Consider the following 19,379-nt stretch of genomic DNA (forward strand, 5'->3'; position numbering starts at 1 on the left):
AACTGGCGGCCCGACTCGACGAGGCCGCCGGCATGATTCGAACCGCCTTCTTTTCGCTCTGTCTGCTCAGCACTGCCACTCAAGCGGCCGATGCTGGTAAGGCTTTGCACGCATTGTTCGATCAGGAATGGCAGCGCGAGCTGAAGGCCAGTCCGGTCTCGGCGAGCATGTATGGCGAGCGACAGTACGATGCCCTGATGCCCGATCTCCGCGAGACTGCGATCAAGAAGGCACAACGCGCCAACCACGCCGCGCTGAAACAGCTGCAGGCGATCGACTTCGATGCCTTGTCGCCTGCCGACCGGCTCAACTATCGGGTGTTCGAATGGCAGCTTAAAGACGCTATCGCGGGCGAAGTGTTTCCGCAGGAGCTGTTGCCGATCAGTCAGCAGGGCGGCATTCAGACCTTTCATACCTTGGTCGAGCAGCTGCCGCTGCAGAAGGCGGCTGACTATCGCAACTGGCTGGCGCGGCTCGGTCAGCTCGATCGCTTGATCGGGCAGAATCTCGATCTGATGAAGCGTGGTGTTAAGCGGGGCGTGGTGCCGCCGCGGGTGGTGATGCAGCGGGTGCTCGGTCAGATCAATGCCCAGGTGGTCGAGAAGGCCGAGGACAGCCCATTCTGGGGCGCGTTCGTCGAGATGCCAGCCAGCATCTCGGCCGACGATCAGCAGGCCTTGCGTGCCGATGCACGTGCCGTGCTTAACGACAAGGTGATTCCGGCCTACCGGCAATTCCGCGACTACTTCGAGCAGGTCTATCTGCCCGCCTGCAGCGAGTCGATTGCGGTCACCGACCTGCCCGGCGGCAAGGACTATTACCGTTGGCTGGCGCAGCACTTCACCACGACCGAACTGACACCGGATCAGATCCATCAGATTGGTCTTGAGGAAGTGGCGCGCATCCGCTCCGACATGGAGAAGGTCAAGGGCAAGGTCGGTTTCGAAGGGGATCTCGCTGCCTTCTTCCATCACCTGCGCAGCGATCCGCAGTTTTTCTACAGCGATCCGAATGAGCTGTTGAAGGCCTATCGCGATACCGCCAAGCGTATCGATCCCGAGCTGGTCAAGGTGTTTCGCAAGCTGCCGCGCCTGACGTATGGCGTGCGTGCGATACCCGATGAAATCGCGCCTGATACCTACACTGCTTACTATCAGCCCGGTGCCCTGGATGGCTCCCGGGCCGGTTACTACTACGTCAATCTCTACAAGCCCGAATCGCGTCCGAAGTGGGAAATGATGGCGCTGTCGCTGCATGAGTCGGTGCCCGGCCATCACTTCCAGTTTGCCCTTGGCGCTGAATTACCCGATCAACCGATGTTTCGCCGCACGGCCTATGTGGTGGCCTACGGCGAAGGCTGGGCGCTGTACGCCGAGCGGCTCGGGTATGACATGGGCCTGTATGACGACCCCTACGACCAATTCGGCCAGCTGACCTATGACATGTGGCGCGCGGTGCGACTGGTGGTCGATACCGGCATGCACGCCAAAGGCTGGACCCGCGATCAGGCCATCGAATATTTCCGCAGCAACGCACCGAAGACCGAGCAGGACATCGTCAACGAAATCGATCGCTATATCGCCTGGCCGGGCCAGGCCCTTGGCTACAAGATCGGTCAGCTGCGCATCCTGGAGATCCGCGCCAAGGCCGAGAAGGCATTAGGCGAGCGCTTCGATCTGCGTGCCTTCCACGATGCCTTGCTGGGCGTTGGTTCGGTGCCGCTGGCGGTGCTGGAGGCGGAGATGGATGATTGGGTGCGGGCGCAAATGAACTGATCAATCTGCGCTGCCGTGGCTTGATTGAAACGTTAAGAAAGGTCTGAACAAGTCCATACTGGACTTTTCAGACGCGCCGAGTTCGGCACAGGTCCGAACTCGTCTTACGCTGATCAACAACTTACGTTGTTGATCGCGGCGGTGCATCCTTGCACTGCGGGAAACTCTGAACTGGTTCAGAGATTCCTTAAGTGTCGCCAGAGAGGCGTACGTCATTGGTCTGACTTAACCTGTTGCTTCGTCAGTCGAGCGCGTCGCGTTCTGATTGGTCCGGCTGTCTGGATGCTGCACCCACACGGCCTGACATGACTGGCGCAACGCGATATCACGCCTGGGTAAGCGTGATGGCAAAGTGAAACGTAAAGGCAACTCAGAGAGTGCCTCAGCGGCCCGACGAGTGAACAAGTTCACTTCCCCCGTCAGGGGGATTGACCCAGTGGATCTGTGAGGAATACCGTCTTCGACAGGCGAACTCTGCGCTCGGGGGAGACGATGGAGAACCGACTTGCTGTCACGTTGTCTGGTGCCCGCGCCGCGCTATTCGTCCTTCTCCTCATGCTCTGCAGGGCGACACCTGCCGCATGCGAAGCGGTACCTGTTCCCGGGTTGATCGGTAGCGAGCCGCCTGGTCTAATTTCCGGATCGCAACGCTTCGTATCGGACGATGGCTCTGCGGTGTTGATCCTGGGTCGCGAACCCGGAGTCCCCGCGGCGCACTTTGAGTTGTACGTCTTCAATCCAGATTCGGGCACCTTGACTGCACTTACCCAGGGCAGCCCGGTCGTCGAGATCACCCGGCCCAACGGTTTTCGACAAACCATCCCCGTCAACTCGGCGGGTATTACGGCCGACGGCTCGACAGTGTTTCAGACTTACCAGAGCGGCGTGTTCGCCGACGTCGATCCCGGCACGGGGCAACAGATTCCATTCCTGCTGACACGCTCAGAGCCGTCTTATGCTATCGATGTTGCCACGGGTAACCGACAAGCCTTGCCTAGTCGAGTGCAGGCTTCTGCCCAAGCGTTGGGTGTTCCTTTTGGGACCACCGTGCTCGACATCAGTGCCAACGGTCGCTACTTGCTGATGTTTGAAGCGTTCGGTGATGGCGCAACGGTGCCCTATCAGACCTTCTATTACCGACTCGATCGACAGACCGGCGCGATTCTGGATATAGGCCCCACACTCCTGGCCGCCGCGCCGGATTTTGTGGAAAGATTCAGCACGCAATCCATGATGAGTGGTGACGGGCGGTTCGTGGCATTCAGCGGGGATCGAGGCAATCGACTGCTGACGCCGACCGGTGGCTTTACCTCAGCCAATGTCGCCCGGATGAGCGGTGAGCCGTACCTCCTGGATTTGGACGCGGTCACCCTGCGGCCGGCTTATTCCTTCGATATTTCGCGGCCGCGAAACGGGGGCAGCAGTTTGGGCTTTCTGCGTTCTCTTGGCAGAACGGGAAATGTGATCGCGTTCGATCGTACCGGACCGACCGTCAACGAACCCAATCCATTGGGGGCGGCCTATATCGCAGCGGCAGATGCTCAGGGCAATTTAACCGTGCTGATTCCTCCGCAGCCCTGGCTTCGCGGCACCTTCGGTACCGCATTTGGGCATATCGCGGAAGGCGAGGATCGAATCTACTTTCAGAGTGGAGAGGATTTCGTCGGTGAAAATCCTCAGCTCTCAAACCAGCTTTTCTCCGTCGAAATCGCAACCGGCACGATCAGGCAGATCACCAATGGGGACGACGGTGGCCGACGGCTTGTTGATCTTGGTCTGCAGGGCGTGTTGTCTCTCGGGTCGGGCCTGTCAAGCGTGAGTTTTATCGGCTCGAGCCTCGATCACCGGATCGTTCTGGTCTACGAGTATGGCCTTGAGCCTGCATCCGGATTCGTTGCGGCGGTGCGCTCGGGCAGCGCTACCCGACTCACCTCTCGCTCTTCTCCGCTCGCTTCGCAGGCCGGAGTTCCGCCTCTCTCGGCTGCTGAAATTCAGTTCGGCAAGGTCTATCGCTGCAGTCTGTAGTCGCCCCATCGGTGCCCATCGAGCCGGTGATCGAGCAAGTCCAATATATCAACAGGGGTCCTGCTATGCGCATCAACGTTATGTGGGCATTGGTCTGTCTGACGCTTCTTGCCACTGACGCACTCGCCCTGACTCGACAGAGCCGTGTGCATATCCTCGAGAACGGGCGTGCAGTCAGATCCTTGGCGATTGCATCGATGAAGACGCAGGCCTTCTGCCAAGCCAACCCCGATGTGATCATCAGCTACCTCGAAACCATTAGCACCAACCCCGCGACGGTACGCGAGAGTGCCGGGAGTGTGGACGCCACCGTGCGAGTTGACGTTGATGCGATCTGCGCACAGGGTGGAGCTGTCTTGACGCTTGATTATGCGGCGCTTCCAGGGAGCTCGGCGCAGCCTGGGTCAGACTACACGGTGTTCGCCACTTTCGAGGTTAATTTTCTCTCACTGACGCAGTTTGGCAGTGCCACGGCGAGCTCGACTAGAACGATAAGTCTGGTAAATGACGATATCGAAGAATCGATTGAGACCATCGACATCGGTCTGGTTGATGGGTTGCTTGTCACTGATCCGAATGGCTTTGCGACGGTCGATCGAATCATTCCCGATGGGTCGATAATTGCCTCCATTTCGATCAGCGACGACGATGGCTTGAATGCCGACAATGTCATCGACACCTTGACCCAGGGTTTGGGCTCAGGCGCAGATCCGGTGGCGCAGGCGGCGATCGTTCCCTTGGCGGAAAACTGTTCAACGGCCACCGATCCTGCCATCCTCGACCAGTGCGCAGCGATACTCGCGGCGGCAAGCAATCCAGTCGTTCTAACCCAGGTACTGCAGGCTATCTCGGGTGAGGAGCTGAGCGCGCAAATCACCAGCTCGATTGATTCTGGCAACTCGCGTGGTGCACAGATCAATGGACGAATTGCCGCCTTGCGCGGCGGTGCAACCGGCATCAGCCTGGATGACGTGACCTTCAATCTCGACGGCGCTTCCTTGCCACTGGCGCGCATGCTCGGACACACGCTCGGTGTTGCCGACGGTGAGCCAGACAGAGGTGGCTTGTTTGATCAACGGTTGGGCGCTTTCCTCAATGTCACCGTTCTGGGTGGTCAGCGCGATCGAGATGCGTTCGAGGTTGGATTTGACTTTGATGGATACAGCGCGTTGGCTGGTGTCGACTATCGCTTCACCGATGATTTCATTGCCGGTGCAGCTGTCGGTTACAGCGATCTGGAGAGCGATCTTGAGCAGGATGGAGGTGGTCTGGATTCCAAGGGCTGGTCCCTGACCGGTTACGGCACATGGTTGTTCGACAACCAGTCCTATTTCGATTTCGCTGTAGGTGGGCTTTGGAACGACTACGAACAAAGCCGACTGGTGGATTTGACGCTGCTCGGCGATGGTTTCGGTCGATCGGTGGCGACGGGGAGTACCGACGGCGATCAGCTCTCGCTCAGTCTTGGGTTCGGCCGCGATTTTGCGTGGGGCGAGTGGACCTACAGTCCTCGCGGTTCACTGCTGTGGTCCAGATCAACCATCGATGGCTTTACCGAGAGCGGCGCCGGCATCAACGACCTAATCTTCAGTGATCAGGATTTTCGCTCGATGTTGTGGACCCTGAGTCAGAGCCTGTCGCGTGTCTATAGCGTGGCTTCTGGCGCACTGCAGCCCTACCTGGGGCTCGATGTCTCGCGCGAGACCAAGAACAATGCGTTTCTTATTTCTCCGGCATTGCGCGTGCGCCCGGATCAGCGTTCGACGCCTGTGTTCATCAATGAGTCCGATCGGCTGTTTGGGCGGGCGGAACTCGGAGTGACCTACGTTGGCGCGCATGGTCGACAGTGGTTTTTCTCGTACTCGCGACTCTTGGCATTTGAGAATGTCGATGCTTGGGCGGTTCGTGGCGGCTTTCGAGTTGAGTTTTGAGACGCGGTGTTATGAACAGCGCAGCGAGGCGACACCTAGTCAAGTTTTCCACCACGGCGACATGCGTGTTTGCTTCATGGGCGCTTCTGGCTGCGCCAACCGCCTGGGCTTCGCCTGGGCCCGGCTGTCAGAGCCTACCCTGGCCCGAGGAAATCGATGCGATCGCATTGGCGTCGTTTCTTGGGAATTACATCAGCGAGGACGGAGAGACGGTGTTTTTCTCCGGTCGCCGCCAAGGCGCACCGACCTACGAGTTCGAAATCTACTCTTGGCAGCCGAGAGCAGGTCAACTCCGGCAGCTGACCTCCAATACACCCGTGGTCAACATCGTCGATCCACTGGGCTTCTACGATTTCATTCCACGCGCCGTCGCCGGCGCCAGTGAAGACGGCCGCTATGTGTTCGTCAGCTACGAACACCGCACGCGCACCGTGGCGGGTAACCAGCGAATTCTGTTAAGCCGGAATGAGACTCCTTTTCGAATCGATACCCAGGCAGGCTCGATTAGCACTCTGCAGACCCCCCTTCTAGCTGCTGCGTCCAGCGGTGGGCACCCATTCGGCTCGACGGTGACATCGGTCTCGGATGATGGTCGCTTTGCGACCCTGACGGAGTGTGCTCTCGAAACCGGCCTTCAATCCGCCAACGAATGTGGCATCCCATGGTTGTTTGACCTGCAAGACGGTTCCGCAACGGCGATCAGCGACCTATTGACGCCGCTGACTGGACATACGTTCAACGGTGCCGCAGGGTTGCCTGCCGCTGCCGGTTCAGCCCAGATCAGTGGTGATGGTGGCAGTCTGGTCATTGCGAGTCTTGCGAATCTGTTCGCTGCACCCGGCACAAACTGGCAGCAGACGCCCAACAACCTGGCTCGAATTGCCAACCTTCCTTATCGTTTGGACTTGACCACCAATCAATTGGATGAAGCTGTCGACGTGGATTTGTCAGTGCCGCGCGCGGTCCCGGGCTTTGCTTTCCTGTTCGTCCGCAATCTGGGCGTCAGCGGTGGCTTTATTCCGCTCAACCGCGATACTTCGTACACCGGCATCACTGTGCCATCAAGCCCATTTGACATCGTTGCCTTTGCTGGCCCTGACCGGCAAGCGGTGCCGATCATCGAGCCCTCGGTCGGGCCGCGTGGCCGACTTGGGCCTATGGACGTTCGCATCTCCGAACTGGAAGACCGAGTCTATTTCGTGTCGGAGAGAGACTTGCTGGGCTTGAATCCGAGTTCCAGTCGACAAGTGTTTAGCTACGAAATTGCAACGGCTGCGATTCGACAACTAACTAGTTTCAATGACGGCCGCCAAGCGCTTAGTCGATTGGGTCTCGATGCATTGCTCAACGCCCCTTCCGCCTCGATGCAGGTCGGTGCAGTGAGCGCCGATCACCGCTTGTTGGTGGTCACCACGGAATGGGGGGACGACCGCACTCGTAGTTTGCAGCCAGTATCATCCAGCTCTGCTCCGGGGCGACGTATCATTCGGGATACCAGGGTTAGTCTTGGCATCCCACGAGGTTTGTCGACGGGGGTTTTTGCACCTGCTGAGGTGCTGTTGCTGGGTTGTGAGGGCTGATCGCAGGCCCGATCGTGCTCATTCAGTCGCTTCGCAAATTGTCAGTTGCAGTGTGTTGCATGTTGATGGTTGGCGGGGCGGGTGTGGGCAATGTGCACGCCAGTCGCGAGGCGTTCCCCACCCAGGCTGAAGACGTGCTGGTGGTTGACTGTCTGTTGCCAGGGCAGGTTAGGAGGGTGGGCAAGATCAAGAGCTTCCTCAGCCAGCGGCGACCGGCGCGGCTGTCGCAGTTTGAATGCGCCTATCGCGGCGGTGAATTTGTCGATTTCGATCGCGCCAACCTGCAGACGGCGGTATCGGTTTGGCAGCAAACGGCTGAGCTGGGCGACGCCGATGCGATGAATATTCTTGGTGAGGCCTATGCCAAGGGCATGGGTGTTCCGCCTGATTATGACAATGCTCGCAACTGGTTTGAGCGTGCCGCGGCGGCGGGCTCGCGAAAGGCCTTGCAGAATCTCGGGCATCTGTATGAGAACGGATTGGGCGTCGAAGCGGATCGCACGCGCGCCTTGGAGTACTTTCGTCAGGCGCTGGGCGAGCGGGGCGAATCGCTGGTGTACAGCAGTGATGCCGTCAATGCGCAGGCGCTGCGCGATGAGCTCGAACAGCTGCGGCTGAGTTCGCAGCAGCAAAAGGCGGAACTGCAAGCGTTGAAGCAGCAGGCCGAGTCGGGTGAAGCCGAACTCGGTGAGGCCCGTGCCGCCTTGAGAAAGTTGCGCGCTGAATATCAGCAGCTGAAGGAACGCACCGGCGGCGAGCAACAGGCAGAAATACAAGGCGTTTGGCGAATTCTGGAAGAGCAGCTGCGACAGCAGGAAGCCGACATCCTGACCAAGCAAGGTGAAATCGAACGGCTGCGGCAAGGTATCGACGCTCGACAGAATCCCGCACCCTACGTGCAGCTTGGGCCCGAACTGGCACTGACGTTGGAGCGTCCGGAGATTCTGCCTGCACGCGGCCGGCCGGTAGCCTTTGTCGCCGAAGGTCAGCGCAGCTTTGAGCTAAGGGGCTCCGTTACCCCAGCCAGCGCAGCTCAATCGCTGAGCATCGATGGCGTGGCGGTGGCACTGCGCGAAGACGGTACGTTCAACACCCTGTTGAATCTGGACATGCCGCAGCGCTCGGTCGCAGTCATTGCGACCTCGCAAAGCGGGGGAGAAACCCGAGCCGAATTCCTGCTGATGAAAGCTGAGCGTTCGGCCGTGCAGGGGCCGGGCAGTGCCGGACAGGAGCGCGTGCCGCGACCCAAGCCTGCGATCTTGCGCACTACCCAGTACCGCGGATTGCTGATTGCGGTCTCGGGGTATCGACACTATCCACCGCTGCCCACGCCGCGTGCCGATGTCGAACTGTTGGCCGGCGTACTGCGCGAGCGGTTCAATTTTGACCTGCGGATCGTCACCGACCCGACGCGCTTGGACATGCTGCTGGCCTTGCATGAGTTTCGACAATCGATGGGCGCAAACGATGCCGGCTTGCTGTACTTCGCCGGTCACGGCGAAATCGACGCCGAGCAACGCGGGTACTGGATTCCTTCGGACGCCAGCCCCGATGACCGCAAGAGTTGGATTGCCAACGGCGTCATCACCGACATCCTGGCGGTGAGCGAGGCGCGGCATATCCTGGTGATGGCCGATTCGTGCTATTCGGGCACTTTGACCCGGGTGTCGGTGCCCGTGCTGACCGAGCAGCTCAGCGCGCAAGAGTGGAACGATTGGGCGAGTCTCAGCGCACAGGGCAAGTCAAGGTTGGCCTTGACGTCGGGTGGGCTGAGGCCGGTTCCCGAGCAGTCCGATCAATCGGTGTCGACGTTTGTTCGCAGCGTGGTAGACGTGTTGCGCGAAACGCCCGGTACCATTGAAGCGCAGCGCCTGTATCGCGCAGTGTCTTCGCGATTGGCAGGTTCACCCAGCGCCCAGGCATTTGCCCAAAAGCCCGAACTTTCACCGCTGCAATTCGCCGGTCACGAGGGCGGTGAGATATTTCTCGTGCCGCGCTGAGCAACTTGCGCATGTGCTTCGTTCAAGGCGCAGCGCCGCCATTGGATTGGCGAGCTGCATCGCGAATGCGCAACAACTCGGCATCATTCGCGACCGCCTGTAAGCCCAGCATGGCTTGGGTGTAGGCAAGATCGGGCCGTCCACGCTGCAGCCAGGTATCAGCTACCTTGGCGTAGTCGGCTGCCATCGCACGCAGCCTTTGTTGCGCATCCTGGTCGTCGGGGCGCGCCAAGAGAATGCGCCGATACAACTCGAGTGCATTGTCGCCGGGCGGCTGCGAGATCCGGCCGTCACTAAGTGCCAGGGCTGCCTGGCTGCGCCATTGCTCGACCTCACTGTCGGACGCGTTGGCGCTGAGTGCGCCGTCTTCGCTGGCGCCGGCCTGAAGTTCGCGCAATCGTGTGTTGTTTGGAAACCGTTGCAATGCTTCGTTGAGCAAGCGCGCTGCAGCCATCCTATCGTCTGCTTTTCGCAGCCGCTCGATGTCGTCCGCCACGGAACGACACAACAGATCGATCAACTCGATCGCATCGCGATCTGTCGGGCGTTCTTGCAGCAGTAATTGCAAGGTGTCGTAGGCGCTGCCGCCGACCGGCGCAAAGTAAAAGCGCTGGCTGATTCGTTGGCGGGCGTCTTGCAGCAAGGCGTCCCAGTCAGACAGCCCGGCATCGGTCGTGCCGAGTTCAGGTGCTGAAACGGCCTGACCCTCCGGCCATTGCCAGATCGCCAGGCCGAGCAGGAGTGCCCCTGCCAGTCCTGCGCCGCCGATCAGGGCCAGCCTGCGTCTTGCCGGCGCTGCCGCGGCTGGTGCGCTCTGTGCCGACAGTGGCTGAGTCTCTGTTACCGGACGAGGACGAACGCGGAGCCGCGCGCTTTCGCCTGCGGGCATCGATTCGGGCTCGTCCAGCGTCGGCAGCAAGGCGTCTATTGCTTCACACACTGCCGCGGCGCTGTGGATGCGATTGTCGGGCAGCTTCTCCAGCATCTTGTCTAACAAGGGTTGAATCGCTGCTAGCTTCGTTGGCAGGGGCGGTGGTGGTCGGGTGATGTGGGCAAAGGCGATTGAGAATGGGTCGGTGCCGACAAAGGGCAGCTCACCGGTGAGCATTTCGTACAGCATGATGCCGAGTGAATAGATGTCGCTGCGACCATCCAGCGGTTGGCCTTGCGCTTGCTCCGGACTCATGTACGTAGGCGTGCCGACGATCATGCCCTGCACTGTGAGGGCGCGCGTGACATCCAATGATTTGGCGATACCAAAGTCGGTAACCACCGGCGTGCCGTCAGCACGAAACATTATGTTTGCGGGCTTGATATCGCGGTGCACGATCCGTTGCTGATGTGCGACACCCAATCCTTCGGCGATATCTCGTACGACCAGCAGCTTGCTGGTCAGGTTGGGCAGCTGCGGCAGGCGCTCGTTGAGGGTGCCGCCGGGAAGCACTTCAGTGGCCAGGAAGAACGTGCCGTTCGCTTCTCCGATGTCGAACACCGTCATGATATTGCGATGTGAAAGCCGAGCCGTAAGTTGGCCTTCTGCAACGAATCGCTCGCGGAACTCCTGGTCAACCGCAAAGTTTGGCGCGATCACTTTCAGCGCCACTTCTCGATTGAGGCGAAGTTGGGTGGCCAGATACACCGTGGCCATACCCCCCTTGCCGAGCAGTTTGTGCACCCGATAGCCGGGAATATCGAAATCGAGCAGTGAATCGTCCGCGTTATCCACGCGCTTCCCCTGAAAATCCGCTGCATTTGATCCGGCAATGATACTTCGGAAGCACTGCGAGCAAGGTGGGTGAAGCGATCAGCGAGGCGTCGATGAAGTGACATTTTTCACACGTGAGGGCGCAGAATACAGCTTCCGGGCCGGATCGCTCGCTCGGCCCACGACCTGGTCGAGGAGGGGGGCATGAAGATTCGCAATTCGCTTTGGGCCGCAGTGGCCCTGTCGCTGGTTCCTGCCGTCGGTTGCGCCGTTGAGCTGAAGGTCCTCGAGTGGGAGGGCTATATCAGCCTCTACGAGAAGGAGTTCGAAGCCTGGGCCAAGTCCAAGGGCAAGGACATCGATCTGGTGCTGGTGGCCAAGCCTGATGGCAGTCCGTTCTATATCGGCAGCGCTGATGACATCTTCGAACAGGTGCGCAAGAAGGCGGCCGATGTGGTGACGCCGACCCACAACTACTACAAGCAGGAACGCGGCAAGCTGATGCAACTGCTGCTGCCGCTCGATACCAGCAAGCTTGGTAACTATGCGTCGATCTATCCCAGTCTGCGCAATGCCACGTTCAGCAAGAACGACAAGGGCGAGGTGCATGCCTTGCCGCTGTTGGGTGGCTCGTATGCGCTGGCCTATGACAGTGCCAAGGTGAAGGCGCCCGACTCCTGGCACGTGCTGCTGCGGCCGGAAGCGAAGGGTAAGTTCACCGTCACCGGTGATCAGTTCGAGGCCAACGTCTACCAGATGGCCATGCTGGCCGGAGTCAAACCCGCCGATGTCTACGACTACGACAAGATGACCCCGGAACAGCGGCAGCAGACGGCCGAGTACCTCAAGACTCTGGTGGCCAATGCCGACAGCTTCTGGGGTGGTTTGCCAAGCGTGGAACAACTGGCTAAGTTGGAGTACGCCACCGATTACTGGTTTGGGGTGGCTGCGGCCAATGCAGCGGGGCAGAAGTGGAAGTTTGCCAGTCCGAAGGAGGGCGTGACGGTATGGCTGGACAATGTCTCCATTGCCGGCCATGTCGGTAGCGACCCGGCCAAACTGGAGGCTGCCTACATGCTGCTTGATTACACCGTGAGTGAAGAAGCTCAAGCGGCGATCGCCAAGGCGTTCGGCAGCGTGATCGTCAACCCCAAGGCCAAGGCGAAACTGAGCCCGGATCAGGCCTCGGCCCAGCCAGGTGAGGATTTCTTCGTCGAAGAGCGCTTCTGGCAGCCGCTGTCGGACCGCAGCCGCAACGGCTTCAAGAAGATGTGGGACGACGCCCTGGCGGCGGCGGGCAAGAAATAATCACGCAGCGCGGGCCCGGCGAAGCCTTGCCGGGCTCGCGCAGCTTGCTGCGTTGCCGCATCGCGCGTACAATGCGCGACCCCTGATCGACCCCGAGCCATCGACTCCGAGTCCCAGGGCACTTGCCTCACCGCTGCCTGCGGGAGGCTGCCGGGCGCAATTCCGCGCCGGTATCCACAAGGAGACAACATGCGTCACTACGAAATCGTGTTCATGGTCCATCCGGACCAGAGCGAGCAGGTCCCGGCCATGATCGAGCGCTACAAGTCGATCATCGAAGGCGGTGAAGGCAAGATTCACCGTCTGGAAGACTGGGGTCGTCGTCAGCTTGCGTACCCGATCGAAAACCTGGTCAAGGCGCACTACGTGATGTTCAACATCGAGTGCAGCCAGGAAATCCTCAACGAGCTGGTCTCCGGCTTCCGCTTCAATGATGCCGTTCTGCGCCATCTGGTCATCGCTCGCGAAGAGCCGGTCACCGAGCAGAGCCACATCATGAAGACCAAGGACGAGAAGCCTGAGCGTCGTCGTCGTGATGATGACGACAGCGAGAGCAGCAATGACAGCGACACGTCGAACGACGAAGCCGCCTAAGCCCACGATCCGAGGAATTCCCCATGTCGAAGTTTTTCCGTCGTCGCAAGTTCTGCAAGTTCACCGCCGAGGGCGTGACCGAGATCGATTACAAGGATCTCAACACCCTGCGTCAGTACATCACTGAAACCGGCAAGATCGTGCCGAGCCGCATCACCGGCACCAAGTCGAAGTATCAGCGTCAGCTGGCCACCGCCATCAAGCGCGCGCGCTTCCTGGCCCTGCTGCCGTACTGCGACAACCACTGATAGAAGCCGGGATTCGGGATTTGGGATTCGGGATTCGGGTGGTGCGGCAACGTGACTACCCGGCCCCGGCTAACCCTTTCCACCTGGCTCCACTTATTCGGACAGCACCCGTTGCGGGCACTGCTCGCTAACGAATTTGGAGTTAAGTAAATGCAACTGATTCTTCTGCAGAAAGTGGCCAACCTCGGCAACCTGGGAGACCAGGTCAAGGTGAAGCCGGGCTACGGCCGCAACTATCTGGTGCCGCAAGGCAAGGCCGTGCCGGCCACCCCGGCCAATGTGGCCGAGTTCGAACAGCGTCGCGCTGACTACGAGGCCAAGGCCAAGTCGCATCTCGACGCCGCCGAAGCGCGCAAGAGCAAGCTGGAAGGCCAAAGCGTCACCATCGCCGCCAATGCCTCGACCGAAGGCAAGTTGTTCGGCTCGGTGGGTCCGCGCGATATCGCTGACGCGTTCAGCGCCGCGGGCATCGAGCTGAACAAGTCGGAAGTGGTGATGGGCGAAGGCCCGATCCGCAAGACTGGCGAATTCGACGTGCTGATCCACCTGCACGCCGACGTCGAAATCACCGTCAAGGTGAACGTGATCGCCGAGGCCTAAGCTCGCGGTTACCGGTCGCGACCGACGACACGCAGGGGCGCCTTCGGGCGCCCTTGTTGTTTCTGAATTCTGGAACTGCGACGTGGCGGATCAGAATTCGCAGAATCTGAGATTTGCACCGGCTATCCACAGGGTTGTGCGCAACGCCCGCGGCCGGAGTATCAGTATGATGACCCGCTTCCGATATCTCACTCATGCTGCTGCTCGGGCCGCTTCGGCCGCAGGGCCGGCGGTGGGTCGCAGTTCGGATTGAGCAGGCCCAGGGGAGTGCAGGAATCGATGGCAGCAGTATTTGGTAAGGCGCGGCTGGTAGAACGCCCCGATTCAGCCACCGGCGCATTGCGCATTCCGCCGCATTCGATCGAAGCCGAGCAGGCTGTGTTGGGCGGCCTGATGTTGTCGGAGCGCGCCTGGGATCAGGTCGCCGACAAGCTGCGCGAAGAAGACTTCTATCGCCGTGATCATCAGCTGATCTTCCGTGCCATCGGCACCCTGGCCGAGCAGAGTCAGCCCTGCGATGCGGTCACCCTGGGCGACTGGTTCGAAGCGCAGAATCTGGCCGAGCAGGTCGGTGGTACCGCCTATGTACTGGAATTGGCCAGCACCACACCGAGTGCCGCCAATATCGCCGCCTACGCCGAGATCGTGCGCGAGAAATCGATCCTGCGGCAGTTGATCGATGTCGGCACGCAGATCACCGGTGATGGTTTTCAACCGGAAGGTCGTAGCAGCAAAGAATTGCTCGAAACCGCCGAGCAGGCGGTGTTCGAAATCGCCGAAGCGGGTAGCCGCGGCAAGCGCCAGTTCGTCAATATTCGCAGTGCGGTCAAGGATGCTTTCCGCATCCTGCAGGATCGCTTCGAGAATCAGGGGCAGGTCACCGGTGTGCCGACCGGCTTTACCGATTTCGACAATGCCACCACGGGCTTGCAGCCGTCCGACCTGATCATCCTCGCGGCGCGTCCTTCGATGGGCAAGACCGCGCTCGCCCTGAACATGGCTGAGTTCGCCGCGGTAAAGACCAAGAAGGCCGTGGCGGTGTTCTCGATGGAAATGTCCGCCTCACAGCTGGCTTTTCGTCTGATCTCCTCATTGGGTCGCGTCAATGCGCAGAATCTGCGTACCGGCAAGTTGGAGGACGAGGATTGGAGTCGCGTCACCCACGCCATTACTTTGTTGGCCGAAGCAAAGATCTTCATCGACGACACACCAGCGCTGTCGCCCACCGAGTTGCGCTCGCGTGCGAGGCGCCTGGCGCGAGAGCACGGGGGACTTGGGCTGATCGTGATCGACTACCTGCAGCTGATGCAGGTGCCGGGCAATAAGGAGAATCGCGCTACTGAAATCGCCGAGATCTCGCGCTCGCTGAAAGCCTTGGCCAAGGAACTCAGTGTGCCGGTCATTGCGCTGTCCCAGCTTAACCGATCGTTGGAGCAACGAACTGACAAGCGCCCGGTGATGTCCGACCTGCGTGAATCCGGCGGTATCGAGCAGGACGCCGACTTGATCCTGTTCATCTACCGTGATGAGTACTACAACCGCGACTCGGCCGATAAAGGCCTGGCAGAAATCATCATTGCCAAGCAACGTAACGGCCCCACCGGCATCATCAAGCTGGCCTTCCAGGGGCAATACACGCGCTTTGACAACTATGCGTCGGAGTCGTACTCGGGCTCATTCGAATGATCATGGCCCCGCGGTGACGGGGCCTGCAACTCGATGTTGGCACACACTCATCGCGGCGGTTGATCCGGCCGTTTCAACCGTCAATGCGCTGGGTCAAGCACCGAACAGCTGGCTATTGAATCAACAGATTCGGGCCGGGTCGAATCTCTACGATGTCTATCTGCCGCGGATCGGCAGCGCGGGCTCGGACTGTCCAACGCGCCTTTCCCGCGCACCCGCGACAACGGTATATCGAGCTCGCTCTCGTCTTGGAAACCAGTGTCGCGACGCCCTGATCGACTTCGACCGAGTCGACCTCGCTTCCATCCACAATCCCAAACGGGGTCGACACAACCAATAGATTGTTCGCCGAGGTCACTTGTTCATAGTGGAATTCACGTTGCCCCTCGCGCGGAATCATGATGTAGGGGTAATGGCGAGACCAGGACAGTCGCCAAGATGAGCCCTGGGTGGAAATCGGAGCAAGCTCCAGCGCCTGTTGCCAGTTTGCTTCGGAGTAGCCGATCAAGCGTAGCTCGTAGGGCGTAAGCCCCAACAGATGTTCGGCATCCTGGGCAGCGCCGCCGTAGATCACTTCCGGTCGAGCTTCGCATTCGGTCTGCATCGGGAGTTCGGCAGCGAGCATGACCAGTTGCGCCATGCTGGCGTGCAGAACGATCTTGCGGCCGCACGACCGAGCAGCCAACGATTCGAGTCGCCACACCGGCATCATCGATACAGCCTCAAGCCGTTGGGGTGATTGCGCCATGTCGGAGATGGTCGCGACGGGCAGGCGAGCACTCCCCGACTCAGCTTGGTAAATCCAGCTCATCGATACCAGGCCATGCAACAGCAAGATTGCAAGCAGGACAAGGGTTGCCAACATCCGGCTCCGGTGAGCGCGTTCAACCAGCGCAACGAATGCCACAGCCATGGCCAGCGTGCCAAAAGGCTTGGACGCAAGCAGCATGTAGTAGGGGGTGATCTGTCTCAAGGTGGCGATCAACAACACAAAGACCATGCAGGTCGCCGCGGCCACGATCAGCACAGGCCGCAGGCTTTGATTCCGCCACGCCCATCCGGCACCGACCAGCACCGTACACGCAAGCGCAAGGTAGGTCAGTCCAATCAGACCGCTCCACCCGGCAAGCAGAGAAAGGCTGACAAACTGAGGCCCCGCCGCCAGCGCGCCGAGGTAAACAGCAGCGATCCGACCGAGTGAACCTGCCCAGTGGATTGATTGACCATGCGATGAGAGTGCTTGAAGCGACGGCCAATGCTCGCGACTTTCGGCTATCAGCACGGGCGCAAATGTGAGCACGAACACAAGCACACCGGCAATGATCCAGGGAAGATCCGTTCTCTTTCTGCGTAATGCAACGATGAAGCATGCCGCGGGCGCGAACACCAAGGTCGTCGGGTGGGCGTGGGCAGACAAGGACGCCATGGCACCAAAGGCCAGCCACCAAGCGCCCCGATGACCTTTGCACAGCAAGAGGGCGGTCAAGATCCAGCCCAAGATGGCGAACTCGATGATCGCGGTGTGGGTTATCACCAACTGGGTCATGCTGGCCATGCCCGGCACAGCCAAGGCGATCGCCCAGCACACGCCCAGGCGCGAGCTGTAGATGACACAGCCACAGACGTAGGCCAGCGGAAACTTCATGGCGGCCAGCAGCGCTTCCAGGGTCAGGGTTGCAGCGATGGAGCCTGTTAGAGCGAATCCTCCTGCGGTAAGCAGGTACCACCAGGGACCAAGGTGGAATAGGTTGCCGATCATTGGCCCGCGTAGTGGCATGCCCTGTTGCAACCAGCGTTCGGCCTCGACGAAGTCCCGCGCGGTATCGATGATTACGGTCGACCATGGCGCCGGCAGGGCGAATAGAACGACCAAGTAAGCAACAATCCATGCATGGGCAACGGGCCGGTCGACCCAAGTCGAGCCGATCACATGCATGGACGGGTGCTGGCCAGCCAGCCCATCCGAGCTCTGCCAATATCCGGTGCGATCAGAGTTTGAGTTGTGCGCCAACGATGAGGCTTCCGTAGTGGTCGACAGCATTCCCGGCTAAGCAGCGCGGGGGGCGCGATCCGCGCCCGCCACAATCATGCTAGATATTGGCCCGATTTGATCGGCTGCTGAGACGGACTTTGCAGTAAGCTGCGCATCGATTGCGAGCGTCCACCCGTCCCAATTCCTGCACGTCTATGAGCCGAGCCACCAGCGCCACCATCCACACCGATGCCTTGCGGCAGAACCTGTGCCGAGTGCGCGAGCTGGCGCCTGCCTCCAAGGTAATGGCCGTCGTCAAGGCCGACGGCTATGGCCATGGCCTGGAGCGGGTGGCGCAGGCGTTGGAAGGTGCCGACGCCTTTGGTGTGGCTTCGATTGCCGATGGCGAGCGTTTGCGCGCGGCAGGTATGTCGAAACGCATTGTTTTGCTGTCGGGTTTTGACGAGCCGGGCGATCTGCCATTAATCCGACGGTTGAATCTGGACAGTGTGGTGCACCATCCGGAACAGGTACGAATGCTGCGCATCGATGGCGATCCGCGGCCGGTGCGCGTGTGGCTGAAGTTCGATACCGGCATGCATCGGCTGGGCTTTGCGCCATCGGATGCCGAGCGAGTCTATCGTGAGCTGCGCTCTCTGCCACAGGTTGATCCGGACATCGTGATGATGTCGCACTTTGCCCGCTCCGATGAGTTCGATCATCAAGCAACGGCCGAGCAGATTGCGCTGTTCGAACGCGGCACCCAGGGGCTGCCCAGTCCCCGCTCCTTGGCCAACTCTGCTGGCGTGCTGGGCTGGCCCACTTCACATCTGGATTGGGTGCGTCCGGGTGGTGCTCTATACGGCCTCAGCGTGGCCGAAGGCCGCAGTGCGGCTGAGTTCGGTCTGTTGCCGGCAATGACTCTGAGCACGCGCCTGATCGCCATCAATCATGTGCCGCAGGGTGAGGCGATCGGCTACGGCGGCAGCTTTGTTGCACCCAAGACCATGCGGGTTGGCATCGCAGCGATTGGTTATGGTGATGGCTACCCGCGCCACGCGCCGAGCGGCACCCCGGTGCTGGTTGGCGGCAAGCGAGTGGTCACCGTGGGGCGGGTATCGATGGATCTGCTCGCCGTTGATTTGAGTGGCCATCTGGAGATCAACGTCGGTGCTCCGGTCGAACTGTGGGGCCGTCACTTGCCGGTGGAGCAGGTGGCCGAGTCCGCTGAAACCATTAGCTATGAGTTGACCTGTGGGATTACCCGGCGAGTTCGTTTTATTGAGGACTGATCACTTGTTGTGATTGCCGTATGCTGTTGAGGTTGTCGCAGCCGGCGAGCCAATGGAGAGTGAAGTGAAAAAGGTCCTGATCATTCTGGGTGCCGTCTTCGGGGCGTTCGTTTTGCTCTTGGCGGGCATTTTCTTTGTCGTGTTTCGACTGACTGCAGACCTTCCAAGCACAGCCACTCGCTTTTTCGCTGCAGTGCGGGCGAACGACATGGTGGCGGCGCAGGCGGAGTTGTCGCAACAGTTCAAGGCCAGCACCAACGCAGAGGCCCTGCGCCACTTTGTCGACGAGAGTGCACTGGGCAACGTGGTTGACACTGATTGGAGCTCTTTCAATATCACCGGTAAGCGCGGGGAATTGAAAGGGGTTGTCATCAGCGCCGAGGGTGGACGCATTCCATTGACCATGGTGTTCGTCGACGAGAACGATACCTGGAAGATCTATTCGATCAGCAAGCCCAGCGCCGGCCTCAGCGAAAGTGAAAGTGGCGAAGTGGCAATGCCAGATCTGGCGCAGCGCACCGCCTTGGTCAAGCGTAGCATGCCCCCCGTGCCAATGTAATGCGAGACAGTTACCTCTTCTAAATTACTGAAGGTAGTCTGCTGTCATGAGAAACAAGAATCCCATTTCCGAGAGCCCCAAATCGGCCATGTCGTCTGCGACTT

General features: G+C 59.9%; 14 protein-coding genes. 12 read left to right on the top strand and 2 right to left on the bottom strand.

Annotated elements, in window-relative coordinates; translation table 11 throughout:
* The first annotated feature begins 32 nt into the window (after positions 1-32).
* The 5 genes from IFO71_RS17505 (at position 33) to IFO71_RS17525 (ending at position 9,311) form a co-directional block, all read left to right on the top strand.
* Positions 33-1,775, top strand: coding sequence for a DUF885 domain-containing protein (locus IFO71_RS17505; RefSeq protein ID WP_225444759.1), 1,743 nt, complete (start codon positions 33-35; stop codon positions 1,773-1,775).
* Positions 1,776-2,267: 492 nt separating this feature from the next.
* Positions 2,268-3,800, top strand: a complete 1,533-nt coding sequence (locus tag IFO71_RS17510) for a TolB-like translocation protein (protein ID WP_192030962.1) — start codon at positions 2,268-2,270, stop codon at positions 3,798-3,800.
* A 65-nt stretch (positions 3,801-3,865) separates the two neighbouring features.
* Positions 3,866-5,731 (top strand): autotransporter outer membrane beta-barrel domain-containing protein, encoded by a 1,866-nt coding sequence (locus IFO71_RS17515; protein WP_192030963.1) that lies wholly within the window; start codon positions 3,866-3,868, stop codon positions 5,729-5,731.
* A gap of 167 nt (positions 5,732-5,898) precedes the next feature.
* Positions 5,899-7,311: a hypothetical protein gene (locus IFO71_RS17520; RefSeq protein WP_192030964.1), complete on the top strand. Its 1,413-nt coding sequence runs from the start codon at positions 5,899-5,901 to the stop codon at positions 7,309-7,311.
* A 59-nt stretch (positions 7,312-7,370) separates the two neighbouring features.
* A complete protein-coding gene (locus IFO71_RS17525) occupies positions 7,371-9,311 on the top strand; it encodes a caspase family protein (protein WP_192030965.1) in 1,941 nt (646 codons plus the stop codon).
* A 22-nt stretch (positions 9,312-9,333) separates the two neighbouring features.
* Here the strand turns inward: IFO71_RS17525 and IFO71_RS17530 are convergent, their stop codons facing one another.
* Positions 9,334-11,037, bottom strand: a complete 1,704-nt coding sequence (locus IFO71_RS17530; protein WP_192030966.1) for a serine/threonine-protein kinase — start codon at positions 11,035-11,037, stop codon at positions 9,334-9,336.
* 183 nt (positions 11,038-11,220) lie between these two features.
* On the opposite strand from IFO71_RS17530, the gene IFO71_RS17535 reads away from it, so the two are divergent.
* The 5 genes from IFO71_RS17535 (at position 11,221) to IFO71_RS17555 (ending at position 15,452) form a co-directional block, all read left to right on the top strand.
* The gene (locus IFO71_RS17535; RefSeq protein ID WP_192030967.1) at positions 11,221-12,324 is read left to right on the top strand and encodes an ABC transporter substrate-binding protein; all 1,104 of its coding nucleotides are present in this window, start codon (positions 11,221-11,223) and stop codon (positions 12,322-12,324) included.
* Positions 12,325-12,513: 189 nt separating this feature from the next.
* Positions 12,514-12,918, top strand: coding sequence for a 30S ribosomal protein S6 (rpsF, locus tag IFO71_RS17540; RefSeq protein ID WP_192030968.1), 405 nt, complete (start codon positions 12,514-12,516; stop codon positions 12,916-12,918).
* Positions 12,919-12,941: 23 nt separating this feature from the next.
* Positions 12,942-13,166, top strand: a complete 225-nt coding sequence (rpsR, locus tag IFO71_RS17545) for a 30S ribosomal protein S18 (protein WP_192030969.1) — start codon at positions 12,942-12,944, stop codon at positions 13,164-13,166.
* 150 nt (positions 13,167-13,316) lie between these two features.
* Positions 13,317-13,766 carry a 50S ribosomal protein L9 gene (rplI, locus tag IFO71_RS17550; protein ID WP_192030970.1) on the top strand — a complete coding sequence of 150 codons (450 nt, stop codon included), beginning with the start codon at positions 13,317-13,319 and terminating at the stop codon, positions 13,764-13,766.
* A gap of 279 nt (positions 13,767-14,045) precedes the next feature.
* Entirely contained in the window at positions 14,046-15,452 is a 1,407-nt protein-coding gene (locus tag IFO71_RS17555; protein ID WP_192030971.1) for a replicative DNA helicase, read from the top strand.
* 112 nt (positions 15,453-15,564) lie between these two features.
* Here the strand turns inward: IFO71_RS17555 and IFO71_RS17560 are convergent, their stop codons facing one another.
* Positions 15,565-17,388, bottom strand: a complete 1,824-nt coding sequence (locus tag IFO71_RS17560) for a glycosyltransferase family protein (protein ID WP_192030972.1) — start codon at positions 17,386-17,388, stop codon at positions 15,565-15,567.
* 251 nt (positions 17,389-17,639) lie between these two features.
* Here IFO71_RS17560 and alr point away from each other — a divergent pair, with 251 nt between their 5' ends.
* Both alr and IFO71_RS17570 read left to right on the top strand, forming a co-directional pair.
* Positions 17,640-18,716, top strand: a complete 1,077-nt coding sequence (gene alr, locus IFO71_RS17565) for an alanine racemase (protein ID WP_192030973.1) — start codon at positions 17,640-17,642, stop codon at positions 18,714-18,716.
* A 64-nt stretch (positions 18,717-18,780) separates the two neighbouring features.
* Positions 18,781-19,275: a hypothetical protein gene (locus IFO71_RS17570; protein WP_192030974.1), complete on the top strand. Its 495-nt coding sequence runs from the start codon at positions 18,781-18,783 to the stop codon at positions 19,273-19,275.
* Positions 19,276-19,379: the final 104 nt, after the last annotated feature.

Origin of the sequence: Pseudomarimonas arenosa (genome assembly GCF_014841215.1) — a bacterium.
GTDB lineage: Bacteria > Pseudomonadota > Gammaproteobacteria > Xanthomonadales > Xanthomonadaceae > Pseudomarimonas > Pseudomarimonas arenosa.